General features: G+C 68.0%; 9 protein-coding genes and 1 riboswitch. Of the genes, 4 read left to right on the forward strand and 5 right to left on the reverse strand.

Features of this window, described 5'->3' with window-relative positions:
• Window positions 1-32 precede the first annotated feature (32 nt).
• Together QYL93_RS24400 and sbcB are read right to left on the reverse strand one after the other, a co-directional pair.
• Window positions 33-1,283, reverse strand: a complete 1,251-nt coding sequence (locus QYL93_RS24400; RefSeq protein WP_305746085.1) for a cystathionine gamma-synthase family protein — start codon at window positions 1,281-1,283, stop codon at window positions 33-35.
• 43 nt (window positions 1,284-1,326) lie between these two features.
• Entirely contained in the window at window positions 1,327-2,766 is a 1,440-nt protein-coding gene (sbcB, locus tag QYL93_RS24405; protein ID WP_305746086.1) for an exodeoxyribonuclease I, read from the reverse strand.
• A 66-nt stretch (window positions 2,767-2,832) separates the two neighbouring features.
• Here sbcB and QYL93_RS24410 point away from each other — a divergent pair, with 66 nt between their 5' ends.
• The 3 genes from QYL93_RS24410 (at window position 2,833) to QYL93_RS24420 (ending at window position 8,130) form a co-directional block, all read left to right on the forward strand.
• Complete coding sequence (locus QYL93_RS24410; protein WP_305746087.1) at window positions 2,833-4,164, forward strand: lytic murein transglycosylase; 1,332 nt, start codon at window positions 2,833-2,835, stop codon at window positions 4,162-4,164.
• Between the two features lie 26 nt (window positions 4,165-4,190).
• Window positions 4,191-4,416, forward strand: a riboswitch (cobalamin riboswitch).
• 80 nt (window positions 4,417-4,496) lie between these two features.
• Window positions 4,497-6,653 carry a TonB-dependent siderophore receptor gene (locus tag QYL93_RS24415; protein WP_305746088.1) on the forward strand — a complete coding sequence of 719 codons (2,157 nt, stop codon included), beginning with the start codon at window positions 4,497-4,499 and terminating at the stop codon, window positions 6,651-6,653.
• A 13-nt stretch (window positions 6,654-6,666) separates the two neighbouring features.
• Complete coding sequence (locus tag QYL93_RS24420; RefSeq protein WP_305746089.1) at window positions 6,667-8,130, forward strand: PepSY-associated TM helix domain-containing protein; 1,464 nt, start codon at window positions 6,667-6,669, stop codon at window positions 8,128-8,130.
• A gap of 15 nt (window positions 8,131-8,145) precedes the next feature.
• Here QYL93_RS24420 and QYL93_RS24425 read toward each other — a convergent pair whose 3' ends face one another.
• Window positions 8,146-8,628, reverse strand: a complete 483-nt coding sequence (locus tag QYL93_RS24425; RefSeq protein WP_305746090.1) for a hypothetical protein — start codon at window positions 8,626-8,628, stop codon at window positions 8,146-8,148.
• Window positions 8,629-8,893: 265 nt separating this feature from the next.
• Between QYL93_RS24425 and QYL93_RS24430 the strand changes: the two genes are divergently transcribed.
• Window positions 8,894-9,247 carry a DOPA 4,5-dioxygenase family protein gene (locus tag QYL93_RS24430; protein WP_305746091.1) on the forward strand — a complete coding sequence of 118 codons (354 nt, stop codon included), beginning with the start codon at window positions 8,894-8,896 and terminating at the stop codon, window positions 9,245-9,247.
• Between the two features lie 59 nt (window positions 9,248-9,306).
• Here the strand turns inward: QYL93_RS24430 and QYL93_RS24435 are convergent, their stop codons facing one another.
• On the reverse strand, window positions 9,307-10,485 hold the full coding sequence (locus QYL93_RS24435) for an acetyl-CoA C-acetyltransferase (protein WP_305746092.1): 1,179 nt from the start codon (window positions 10,483-10,485) through the stop codon (window positions 9,307-9,309).
• Window positions 10,486-10,583: 98 nt separating this feature from the next.
• Window positions 10,584-12,296, reverse strand: a complete 1,713-nt coding sequence (locus QYL93_RS24440) for an alpha/beta hydrolase (RefSeq protein ID WP_305746093.1) — start codon at window positions 12,294-12,296, stop codon at window positions 10,584-10,586.
• Window positions 12,297-12,300: the final 4 nt, after the last annotated feature.

Genomic DNA, 12,300 nt, shown 5'->3' on the forward strand with positions numbered 1-12,300 from the left:
CAGCTTGCACGCGCCAGCCGGCACCAGGGTTTTCAGGCCAATGCCTGTTCGAAGTCCGCCAGCAGGTCTTCGATCTCCTCCAACCCCACGGACAGGCGGATCATGCCGTCGCCAATGCCCATGTTGACGCGCACGGCGGGGCCCGCCTCCCAGAAGATGGTGTGCGCCACGGGGATGATCAGCGTGCGCGTGTCGGCCAGGCCCGTGGCCTTGATCGGCAGTTGCAAGCGGTTGCAAAAAGACAGGCATTGGTCGGCATCGCGCAGCTCGAAGGCCAGCAGCCATGAGCCGGCCTTGAAATGCTTGCGCGCGATCGCGTGCTGCGGGTGCGATTCGAGCATCGGGTAGTGCACGCGGGCGATGGCGGGGTGCTTTTCCAGCCACTGGGCCAGTTGCAGCGCGGTGGCGCTGGTGCGGTCCATGCGCAGGGCCAGGGTCTCGGCGCCCAGTGCCAACTGGTGCGCAGCCTGCGACGATAGCATGCCGCCCATATCGCGCAGGCCCTTCTTGCGCACCTGCTGCAGGCCCCAGCCCTTGGCGTCGCCCTTGCGGTAGGGGGCAAAGATGTTGGGGTAGCGACTCCAGTCGAACAAACCGGTGTCGGTAACCGCGCCGCCCAAGGCATCGCCCAGGCCGCCGATGCTCTTGGTCAGCGAGTTGATGATGAGCCCTGCCCCCACAGTGACAGGGCGAAACAGGTAGGGCGATGCCACGGTGTTGTCCACCACGTAGAGCAGGCCGCGCTCCTTGCACAGGGTGCCGATGGCTTCGAGGTCGGGGATCTGCGTGCCGGGGTTGGCAATCGTCTCCACGAACACCATGCGCGTGTTGGGGCGCACGGCGGCGGCCACCTGGGCGGCGTCGGTCACGTCCACCACGGTCACTTCCACACCCAGGTCGGCCAGGGTGCCAAACACGCTGTTGGTGTTGCCGAAGACGAACTTGCTGGCCAGCAGATGGTCGCCCGCCTTGAGCAGGGTGAGAAACACCGCGCACACGGCCGCCATGCCGGTCGAGAACACGATGGAGCCCTGGCCACGCTCCATCTGCGTGACCTTGGCTTCGAGCGCCGCTGTGGTGGGCGTGCCCTGGCGGGCGTAGTTGAACCCGCCCTTGATCGTGCCCTGGAACACGCCGATCAGGTCTTCCACCTTCTCGTAGCCGTACTGCACCGACGTGTGGATGGGTTGGTGCACCGCGCCGTGCTCGGTGCCGGCCAGGCGGTCGGCATGCACGATCTCGGTGGTGAACTGGCGGGTGGGCTTGTCGTTGCTGCTGCTCATGGGAATGCGGGCCTGCTCGGCAGGCGTGAAAAAAGGAAGGTTCTCAGCGCTCGGGCGCGATGTGTTCGGCGTAATCGTACAAGGCGCCCAGGATGTCCTGGGTGCGGTCGTCGTCGGCGGTCTCGGAGAGGTTGTCGATCTCGGTGAACAGCTGCTCCACCGTGCGGGCGCCCCCGGCGCCATCGAACAGGCAGGCCGCGCGGTGCGCCTCCCAGCGCTCCTGCTCCTCGGGCGACAGCGTGGCGGGGAAGTTGCGGGCGCGGTAGCGCCACAGCAGTTCCTTGAGGCGCGGGTCGTCGAACGAGGGGCGCGTGCGGGCCAGCTTCTCACCGCTCATGGCGCGCATGTCGTTGAGCTGGCGGCGGTCGCCGTTGCCCACGAAGCCGCCGTACAGGTCCTGGTCCACGTCGGGCGTGGGCTCTTCGGGCCTGGCGAACACCTGGGGCCAGATGCCGCTCATGTCGGGCAGCACGCGGGCAATCTCGGCGTGCTGGGCGGCCTGGGCCAGGTCCATGTTCCAGTGCCGGGCGCGCTCGGCCGTGAGCGTGTTCACGTTGCCCACCACCATGGGCGACTTGTTCAGGTGGATGGTCTTGATGGGCAGGCGCGTGACGCCCTCGGGCAGGTCGGCCGCGCGCGAGAACATGCGCAGGCGGATTTCTTCCACGCCCATGCTGGCCAGCGGCGTCGGGTCGTGCGCCAGGTCCCAGGCGATCAGCTCGTTCTTGTTGGTCGGGTGGCTGGCCAGCGGCCACATCACGGCCAGGCAGCCGCGCTCCACCGGGAACATGCCGGACACATGCAAAAACGGCTTGGCCGTGATGGCCGTGGCCGGCAGGCGCAGCTCGGCGGCCACCCGGTCCTTCTTGTGCAGGCTGAGCGCGAAGTCGAAGAGCTTGGTGTTGTGCTGGCGGATGAGCCGCGCCAGGGCGATGGTGGCGCGCACGTCGGACAGGGCATCGTGCGCGGCCTCGTGCAACAGGCCGTTGGCCTTGGACAGGTGTTCGAGCTTGAAGCTCGGCACGCCGTCTTCCTTCTTCGGCCAGGTGATGCCGTCGGGGCGCAGGGCGTAGGTCATGCGCACCACGTCCAGCAGGTCCCAGCGGCCACACTGGTTCTGCCACTCGCGCGCATAGGGGTCGATCAGGTTGCGCCAGAACATGAAGCGCGTGATCTCGTCGTCGAAGCGGATGGTGTTGTAGCCCACGCCGATGGTACCGGGGCGGGCCAGTTCGGCTTCGATGCGGGCGGCGAAGGCGTGCTCGGGCATGCCCTGCGTGAGGCACTGCTGGGGCGTGATGCCGGTGATGAGGCACGAGACCGGGTCGGGCAGGTAGTCGTTGGCCGGCTGGCAGAAGATGTTCAGCGGCTCGCCGATCTCGTTGAGGTCGGCATCGGTGCGGATGGCGGCGAACTGCGCGGGCCGGTCACGCCGCGTGTTGGCGCCGAAGGTTTCGTAGTCGTGCCAGAGGAAGGTATGCATGGAATGAAATTGCTACGGTCAGAAACACCGGAACCCGCAAGTATGCCGGGCACGGGACAATGGGGAATGCCCATTTCGCTTGCCCCCCATTTTGCCCGCCGCTTCCTGCAGGTTGCACCCCACCCCGCCCTGACGGCTCTGGCCCTGGCCTGCGCCCTGTCAGGCTGTGCCACACCACCCGCGCCCACCGCGCCTGCAGCGGTGCCGGCACCACGGCCGCCCGTTGCGCCGGTGGCACCCGCCCCCGTCACCAGCCCCGCGCCCCAGGATACCGAGCAGGCCGGCTTTGCCGCGTGGATCGCCGGCTTCTCGCGCGAGGCGCTGGCCGCGGGCATCCGCCCGGCCACCGTGCAGCAGGTGCTGGCCCATGCCACGTTGCAGCCGCGCGTGATCGAGCTCGACCGCGCCCAGCCCGAATTCAACCGCACGCCCTGGGCCTACCTCGACAGCGCCGTGTCGGCCCAGCGCATCGCCCAGGGCCAGGCCAAGCGGGCCGAGCACCAGGCGGCAATCGACGCCGCAGCCACGCGCTATGGCGTGCCCTCTTCCATCATCACCGCCATCTGGGGCATGGAGAGCAACTACGGCAGCAACTTCGGCACCTTTCGCGCCGTGGATGCGCTGGCCACGCTGGGCTTCGAAGGCCGCCGCGCCGCCTGGGCGCGCAGTGAGCTGCTGGCGGCCCTGCGCATTTTGGACCAGGGCGACATCAGCGACGAGCGCATGGTGGGCTCCTGGGCCGGCGCCATGGGCAACACGCAGTTTCTGCCCTCGGTCTTTCTGGCCTATGCGGTCGATGCCGATGGCGATGGCCACCGCGACATCTGGGGCAGCATTCCCGACGTGGCGGCCTCCACCGCCAACTTCCTCGCGCGCATGGGCTGGCAGGCCGGCCAGCCCTGGGGCGTAGAGGTGCGGCTGCCGCAGGGATTCGACTACGCGCGTGCCGAGCAGACCGTGCGCCAGACGGCGGCCCAGTGGGCGGCAGAAGGCATACAGGGTGTGGATGGGCAGCCGCTGCCCGCGCTGGATGCAGCCTCCATCGCCACGCCGGCCGGCGCGCGCGGCCCGGCCTTCCTGGTGGGGCCGAACTTCCGCGCCATCCTGCGCTACAACAACTCGGTGAGCTATGCGCTGGCCGTGGGCCTGCTGGCGCGCCAGATCGATGGCGGCAGCGGCGTGGCCACTGCCTGGCCGCGCGACCTTGCGCCGCTGTCGCGCAGCCAGATGCAGCAGTTGCAGACGCAGCTCAACCAGCGTGGCTTCAACGCCGGCACGCCGGACGGTGTAATGGGCCCGGCCACGCGCGCCGGGCTGCGCCAGTACCAGCAGAGCCTTGGTGCGGTGGCCGATGGCTACCCGACCACAGAGTTGCTGCAGCGGCTTGCCGCGCCCTGAACACAGCACTGGCCGTTAACAACCGCATACAATCGCGCCCTGTTGGTGCTCGCGGTCCTTTTCTGGAACGCAGTTCAACGGGAAGCAGGAGGGCTTGGCAAAAAGCCTGACCTGCGCTGCCCCCGCAACGGTCGGTGGAAGAGCCATACGGCTCGGCATCCCTCTTGAAGCCACTGGACGCACCACGTCTGGGAAGGCAAGGGACGCTTTTTCCACTCAGCCCGGATACCGGCCAACGAAGTGGCGTGCAAGCATGCCCATGGCGTGCTGCAAACCGTTCAGTCCAGACCCGGCGGGGATGCCGGGTAGGACGCCCCTGTATCCGTTGCCCCATGAATCCCCACTTTTGCCGTCCCTCGGCCGGGCTTGCGCCCGCGCGCTTCCATTTCTCGTGCCTGTACGGTGCTGTTCTCACACTGGCTGCTGCCACGGGCGCACAGGCCCAAACCGCCACACTGGCCCCGGTCACCGTACAGTCCGGTGCCTTCATCGAAACACCCCAGACGCTGACCACGCCTGCCAGCACCGGCAGCCGCCTGGGTCTGACCGCGCTGGAGACCCCGGCCTCGGTCGAGGTGCTCGAGGGCGAGACCATCCGCCAGCGCGGCGACCAGTCGATCGCCGACGCCGCCTCGCGTGCCACCGGCATCACGCAGACGGCTTCGGCCGCGGGCGGCGCCCTGGTGGCGCGCGGCTTTGCCGGCAATACCTCGGTGATGCGTTTGTACGACGGCACGCGCCAGTACGTCTCGGGCGGCACCGTCACCTTCCCGTTCGACCCCTGGCAGGCCGAGCGTGTGGAGGTGCTGCGCGGCCCCGCCTCGATCATGTATGGCGAGGGTGCCATCGGCGGCGCCATCAACACCGTGCCCAAAAAGCCCACGCGCGGGCCCATTTCCAATGAAGTGCGCCTGGCCTATGGCTCGCAGGATACCGTGCGCACGGCCTTGGGCAGCGGTGGTGCCATCAACGAGCAGTGGTCGTACCGGGTAGACCTGTCGCACAACCGCTCCGACGGCCATGTGGAGCGCAGCGCCTCCAACTCCCTCGTGGCCGCCGGCGCCCTGCGCTTCGATGCCACGCCCGACCTGCGCTTGACGCTGTCGCACGACTACGGCAACCAGGAGCCGGCGCCCTACCTCGGCATCCCCCTCGTCAACGGCCAGATCGACCCGGCGCTGCGCAAGGCCAACTTCAACGTGGCCGATGCCACCCTGAAGTTCCGCGACCAGTGGACGCGCCTGGACACGGAGTGGACGCCATCCAGCGCACTCACCCTGCGCAACTCGCTGTACCGCATCGCCTCGGACCGCCACTGGAACAATGCCGAGGGCTATGCCTACGTGCCCGCCACGCGGCGCATCACGCGCTCGGGCTTCATCGGCATCGACTACACCCTGGACCAGGTGGGCAACCGCTTCAACGCCACTCTCAAGCAACCCATTGCCGGCCTGCCCAACACCCTCACGGTGGGCTTCGACGTGAACCGCCTGGAGTACGCCAAGACCCGCGGCGATGGCGCGGCCGCGCAGTCGCTCGACCCCTACCAGTTCGTGCCCGGCAACTTCCCCACCACGGGCGTGACCATTGGTGAGCTGTTCAAGGCGCAGACCGATACGCGCTCGCTGTTCGTCGAAGACCAGTTGCAGCTGACCCAACAGCTGTCCTTGGTCACGGGCCTGCGCTGGGATTCGATCTCCTACGGCAAGCAGGATTCCAAACGCATCGATCCCGATGTGAACAAGAGCTTCAACCACCTGTCGGGCCGCATCGGCGCGGTCTATGCCGTCACGCCGGTCACGTCCGTCTACGCGCAGTACTCCACTGCGGCCGACCCGCTGGGCGGCGTGGTCAACACCTCGGCGCAGCAGAGCCAGTTCGACCTGGCCACGGGCAGGCAGGCCGAGATCGGCTGGAAACAGCTGTTCGACGAGCGCAAGGGCGAATTCACGCTGGCCGCCTACTGGATCGAGAAGAAGAAGCTGCTGATCCGCGACGCGGCGGACCCCAACCTCTTCCAGCAGGTGGGTGCCCAGTCCTCGCGCGGCATCGAGGCCTCGGTCAGCTATGCGCCGGTGTCCACCGTGCGGCTGGACCTCAACGCCGCCGTGCTCGACGCCAAATTCGATGACTTCAACGAAGTGGTCAGCGGCCGCGTGGTCTCGCGCAACGGCAACACCCCGCCCGGCGTGCCCGAGCGCACGGCCAATGCCTGGGCGACCTGGGCCTTCCAGCCCGCCTGGGAAGCCGGCCTGGGCCTGCGCTACGTGGGCGCGCGCAAGGTCGACAACGCCAACAGCAGCAGCGCGGCCGGCTTCACCGTGGCCGATGCCAGTCTGCGCTGGGCCGTGCGCCCAGGCACGGTGCTGGCGCTGCATGTCTACAACCTCGCGGACCGCGTCTACGCGCAGACGCTGTACAGCGGCAACAACCAGTGGATCCTGGGCCGCCCGCGCTCGGCAGAGCTGTCGGCCCACGTGCGCTTCTGACCGGCGGCGCAAGATGAACCCGGCGCTGCATGCCTTGTGGCGCCCGCTGCGGCGGGCGCTGTACTTCACCCACCGCTGGCTGGGCATCGCCGGCTGCATCCTGTTCGTGCTGTGGTTCGTGTCGGGGCTGGTGATGCTGCATGTGCGCTTTCCGGCGCTCACGCCGCAGGAGCGCATCGATGGCCTGCAGGTGCTGGACCTCGCGCAGGTCCGTGTCACCCCGGCGGAGGCGCTGGCGCAGTTGCAGCTGGCCACCGCCCGCAAGCTGGTGCTGGAGCAGAGCGTGGATACCCCCGTATGGCGCGTCATCGACTCCCGGGGCGGCCACCATGTGGTTTCTGCATCGATCACACCGCTAGGCGTGGTAACCCCTGAACGTGCCGAGGCCATCGCACGCGGGTTTGCCCGCTCGGCGACGGCACGCTACCTGGAGACCAGCGTCGATGACCAATGGACCCTGCCCAATGCCAACAGCTTCGACAAGGCGCGGCCACTGCACCGCGTCGCCATCGACGACGAGGCAGGCACGGAACTCTATGTATCGCAGAAGACGGGTGAGGTGGTGCGCGACACCAGCGCCTTCGAGCGCCGCTGGACGCTGTTCGGCACCTTGCTGCACTACTACACCTATGCACCCATCCGCCGCCACGGCGACTTCTGGCGGCAACTGGTGCTGTGGACCTCGGGCCTGGCCATGGTCTCGGCGGGCACCGGCCTCATCGTGGGCGTGCTGCGCGTGCGCCTGCGCCGCCGCTACCGCGGCGACTCGCCCACGCCGTACCGGGGGTGGATGGCCTGGCACCATGTACTGGGTCTCATCGGCGGCATCGCCATCCTGACCTGGGTGTTCAGCGGCTGGTTCTCCATGGGGCCCAACCGCTGGCTGTCGCACAGCACGCCGGGCCAGGCGGCTGCCAAGTTCGGGCAGGCCGGGCCGGTGTTCACGCACGGGCTGGCGAGCCTGCGCACGCTGGCCAATGGCCCAGCGTCCACCAAAGCGGTGGAGGCGGCCTGGTACGCTGGCAGCCCCGTGTGGGTGGTGTCGGATGCGGCCGGCGGACGCGGCAGCGTGGATACCGCCACCGGCCTGGCTGTGGCGGTCGTGCCCGAGGACCTGGCGAGGGCCGCTGCGGCAAGCTACCACGGCGTCGCCGCAGACACCCCGGTGCTGCTCACCGAGCCCGACCTGTACTGGTATGCGCGCCACGTGCCGCCCGTGCTGCCGGTGTGGCGCATCGTGCTGCACGACGAGGCGGACACCTGGCTGCATGTGGATGCTGCCACAGGGCAGTTGCTGTCCACCAGCACTTCGGACAGCCGCCTGCGGCGCTGGCTGTTCAATGGACTGCACAGCCTGGATTTTCCGCTGTTCCTCAAGACGCCGGCCTGGTACCTGGCGATATGGGTGCTGTCGCTCGCGGGCCTGGCCGTGTCGGTAACCGGCGTGGTAATCGGCTGGCGCCGGCTGGCGAAATGACCGCCCGCCGGGCGTTCAGCGCGCCTTGGCCTGTGTGGCCTGTATGAGCCCCACTTCGCGGGCCACATAGGCGTACTGGCGGCCGTGGATGTCGGCCACGGCCCAGGCGCTGGCCTTCACCTGCTTGGCGGCGGTGCATTTGGAGACCCGAGGATCCGGGCCGGAGCTTGCCTTCACGGCCTGCATGAGCGTGGAAACATGCGGCTGCTTGGCCTTCTCAAGCTCCCAGTAGCCGGCGGAGCTGTAGGCCTTGCGCAGCATCTCGGCCTGCTGCTCCTGCGACCAGCCGCGCGTGGCCCCACTGGCCTTGAGCTGCGATTCGAGGCGCGCCCGGTTGCGCAGGGGCCCGTCGCCCACGGTCTTGAGCGCGGCATCGATCTCGGCCTGTGCGGCGGTAAACCGGACACCCGAAGTGCATTCGGTCGGGCTCGCCTGCGCGGCCCATGCCAGGGTGGATCCCAGCAAAAGCAACGATACGGTGAATCGGGTCAGTGCCATGGTATCGGTGCCTCGGCGAAAGAAGGGGCCGTGCGGGAGCGGCCGAATCGCCCAATGTAGCGCGCACTCCACGCCGCGCCAAGGCCCAGCAGGCCTCAGGGGTCGCGTACCGCGCCGGGGTGATGCGCAAACCAGACACTCCCGCCGGCCAGCCCGGCCAGCCCGGTCAGCCCGGTCAGCCCGGTCAGTGGGGCTTGCGCTGGCACGCACTGCGCGGTCGCCCGCCAAGCCTTAACATGCCGCCTTTGCCCCTGCGCTGCTGTCCATGCCCCTGCTCGACCCCGCCCTCATCCGCGACTGGCATGCCCATGTCTACTTCGACGCCGAGAGCCGCGACACGGCCTGGGCACTGCGCGAGACCATCGCGCGCGAACTGGCGAGCCGGGTGGAGATCGGCCGTTTCCACGAGCGGCCCGTGGGCCCGCACCCGATGCGGAGCTACCAGCTCGCCTTCGGCCCGACCGACTTCACCCACGTACTGGGCTGGCTGGCACTCAACCACGGTGCGCTGGACATGTTCGCGCACCCCAACACCGGTAACGGCCTGCGCGACCACCGCGATTGCGCGGTCTGGCTGGGGCGTTCGCACACCCTGAACCTGGCGGGCTTCATGGGCTGAGCGCAGAGCCATGAAAAAAGCCCACCGGATGGTGGGCTTCGTCGCAATGGAACCGGTGCTCAGCGTTCCAGCGCCAGGGACACGCCCATGCCGCCGCCAATGCACAGCGCAGCCACGCCCTTCTTGGCGTCGCGGCGCTGCATCTCGTGCAGCAGGGTCACCAGGATGCGGCAGCCGGACGCACCGATGGGGTGGCCGATTGCAATGGCGCCACCGTTGACGTTGACCTTGGCGGGGTCGATCTCCAGCTCCTTGTTCACGGCGCAGGCCTGGGCGGCGAAGGCTTCGTTCAGCTCGAACAGGTCCACGTCGGCAGCGCTCCAGCCGGCGCGCTGCAGGGCCTTGCGCGTGGCCGACACGGGGCCCATGCCCATGGTGGCGGGGTCCAGGCCGGTGGTGCCGAAGGCGGCGATGCGCGCCAGGGGCTTGAGGCCCAGGGCCGCAGCCTTCTTGGCGCTCATCACCACCACGGCGGCGGCACCGTCGTTCAGGCCCGAGGCGTTGCCCGCCGTCACGCTGCCGGCCTTATCGAAGGCGGGGCGCAGGCCGGCCAGGGCTTCGGCGTTGGTCTTGCGGTTGAGGTACTCGTCGGTGTTGAAGAAGATGGGGTCGCCCTTCTTCTGCGCCAGGGCCACGTCCACGATCTCGTAGGCGAACTTGCCGGCGTCCTGCGCGGCAGCGGCCTTGAGCTGGCTGTTCAGGGCCAATGCGTCCTGCTGCTCGCGGGTGATGCCGTACTGCTTGGCCACGTTCTCGGCCGTGATGCCCATGTGGTACTGGTTGTACACGTCCCACAGGCCGTCGACGATCATGGTATCGACCAGCTTCCAGTCGCCCATGCGCTGGCCGTCGCGCGAGCCGGGCAGCACGTGGGGCGCCAGGCTCATGCTTTCCTGGCCCCCGGCCACCACGATCTCGCTGTCGCCCCAGGCCACGGCCTGGGCTGCCAGCATCACGGCCTTGAGGCCCGAGCCGCAGACGGCGTTGATGGTGAGCGCAGGCGTCTCCTGCGCCACGCCGGCCTTCATGGAGGCCTGGCGCGCAGGGTTCTGGCCCACGCCGGCCGCCAGCACCTGGCCCATGATGACTTCACCCACCTGGCCGGCAGCCAGGCCCGCGCGCGCGAGGGCTTCGCGGATGACGATGGAGCCCAGCTCCGTGGCGGGTACCTTTGCCAGTGCGCCGCCAAACTTGCCCACCGCCGTGCGGGTGGCCGAAACGATGACGATGTCTTCCATGGAATGTCCTTCTTTCTGGGGGTGGATACGGGCCCATCGGCGGAACAACGGGCCCTGTGCTTTCGGATCTTGCTGTGAATTCTCTCAGGTCTGCAGGCTCAGGCTTTTTGCTTCACATAGCGGCCAGGGGCCGGCTCGATGGCCTTGAACTTGGGGGCCTTGCCATAGCCCTTGGGCGCGGCGATCTGCTTGCCCGCATGGCCCTTGAGCCAGCCGGACCAGTCGGTCCACCAACTGCCGGGGTGTTCGGTGGCGCCGCCCAGCCATTGGTCGAGCGTGGCGGGGAACTTGCCGTCGGCGCGGATCCAGTGGCTGCGCTTGCCCTTGGCAGGCGGGTTGATCACGCCCGCGATGTGGCCCGATGCCCCCATCACGAAGCGCTTCTTGCCCGGCAGCACCTGGGTCGAGGCATAGGCCGCCGTGGCGGGCACGATGTGGTCCTCGCGCGAGCCGTAGATGTAGGTGGGCAGGGTGAGCTGGCCCAGGTCCATCTTCTCGCCGCAGACGGTGAGCTTGCCCGGTTGCACCAGGCTGTTTTCGAGGTAGAAATTGCGCAGGTACCAGGCATAGAACGGCCCGGGCAGGTTGGTGCTGTCGCTGTTCCAGTACAACAGGTCGAACGGCGGCGGCGTTTCGCCCTTGAGGTAGTTGCCCACCACGTAGTTCCAGACCAGGTCGTTGGGGCGCAAAAAGCTGAAGGTCGAGGCCAGGTCCTGGCCCTTCATCATGCCGCCGTTGCCCATCTCCATCTCGCGGTACTTGACGAAGGCCTCGTCGATGAAGACGTCGAGGATGCCGGTGTAGCTGAAGTCGATCAGCGTGGTCAGGAAGGTGGCGCTGGCCACGGGCTCGTCGCCACGCGCGGCCAGCACGGCCAGCGCGTTGCTGAGAATGGTGCCCCCCACGCAGAAACCCAGGGCGTTGATCTGATCGGCGCCGGTGATGTTCTGCACCACGTCGATGGCCGCCATGGCGCCGTCTTCGACGTAGTTGTCCCAGGTCTTTTTCGCCAGGGCGTCGTCGGGGTTGCGCCAGCTCACCACGAAGGTGCGGTGGCCCTCGCTCACCGCATAGCGGATCAGCGAGTTCTCGGGCTGCAGGTCGAGAATGTAGAACTTGTTGATGCACGGCGGCACAAGCAGGAAGGGGCGCTCGTAGACCTTGGCGGTCAGCGGCTTGTATTCGAGCAGCTGGAACAGCTCGTTCTCGAACACCACGGCGCCCTCGGTGGTGGCCACGTTGCGGCCCACCTCGAACAGGCTCTCGTCGGTCATCGAGACATGGCCCTGCTGCAGGTCGTGCAGCAGGTTCTGCATGCCTTTGGCAATGCTCTCGCCCTTGGTTTCGATGGCCTTTTTCTGCGCCTCGGCGTTGAAGGCCAAAAAGTTGCTGGGCGCCATGGCCGCCATCCACTGCTCCACGCCGAAGCGGATGCGCGCGCGCGTCTTCTCATCGGCCTCGACCGCGTCGGCCAGGCCCATCAGGGTGCGGGCGTTGAGCAGGTAGGCGGCGGCAGAGAAGGCAGCCACCGGGTTGGCCGCCCAGCCTTCGCCGGCAAAGCGCTTGTCCTTGACCTCGGGTTTGCCCTGCAGGCCCTGGGCCCACAAGGCCTTGGCCTCTTCGAGGTATTGCTGCTGCAGGGCCTGCAGCTTGGCAGGCGACAATTGCACCGGAGCGGGGGGCGCTGCGGCTGCGCCCGGCGTGCCCAGGTCGATTTTCTGGAAGGATTGGACGGCCTGTGCCCAGCCTTGACCGAAAATCTGCTGGAATTGCTGGGCGCTCTGGTCCCAGATCGATTCTTCTGAACTCATCCCG

The organism is Acidovorax sp. A1169, from assembly GCF_030704685.1.
GTDB lineage: Bacteria > Pseudomonadota > Gammaproteobacteria > Burkholderiales > Burkholderiaceae_C > Acidovorax.

Excerpts from the sequence above, each read along its gene's own strand:
- QYL93_RS24425 (WP_305746090.1), bottom strand. The coding sequence starts at position 8,628 with ATGGCACTGACCCGATTCACCGTATCGTTGCTTTTGCTGGGATCCACC.
- QYL93_RS24400 (WP_305746085.1), bottom strand. The coding sequence starts at position 1,283 with ATGAGCAGCAGCAACGACAAGCCCACCCGCCAGTTCACCACCGAGATC.
- QYL93_RS24435 (WP_305746092.1), bottom strand. The coding sequence starts at position 10,485 with ATGGAAGACATCGTCATCGTTTCGGCCACCCGCACGGCGGTGGGCAAG.
- QYL93_RS24430 (WP_305746091.1), top strand. The coding sequence starts at position 8,894 with ATGCCCCTGCTCGACCCCGCCCTCATCCGCGACTGGCATGCCCATGTC.
- QYL93_RS24440 (WP_305746093.1), bottom strand. The coding sequence starts at position 12,296 with ATGAGTTCAGAAGAATCGATCTGGGACCAGAGCGCCCAGCAATTCCAG.
- QYL93_RS24415 (WP_305746088.1), top strand. The coding sequence starts at position 4,497 with ATGAATCCCCACTTTTGCCGTCCCTCGGCCGGGCTTGCGCCCGCGCGC.
- QYL93_RS24410 (WP_305746087.1), top strand. The coding sequence starts at position 2,833 with ATGCCCATTTCGCTTGCCCCCCATTTTGCCCGCCGCTTCCTGCAGGTT.
- sbcB (WP_305746086.1), bottom strand. The coding sequence starts at position 2,766 with ATGCATACCTTCCTCTGGCACGACTACGAAACCTTCGGCGCCAACACG.
- QYL93_RS24420 (WP_305746089.1), top strand. The coding sequence starts at position 6,667 with ATGAACCCGGCGCTGCATGCCTTGTGGCGCCCGCTGCGGCGGGCGCTG.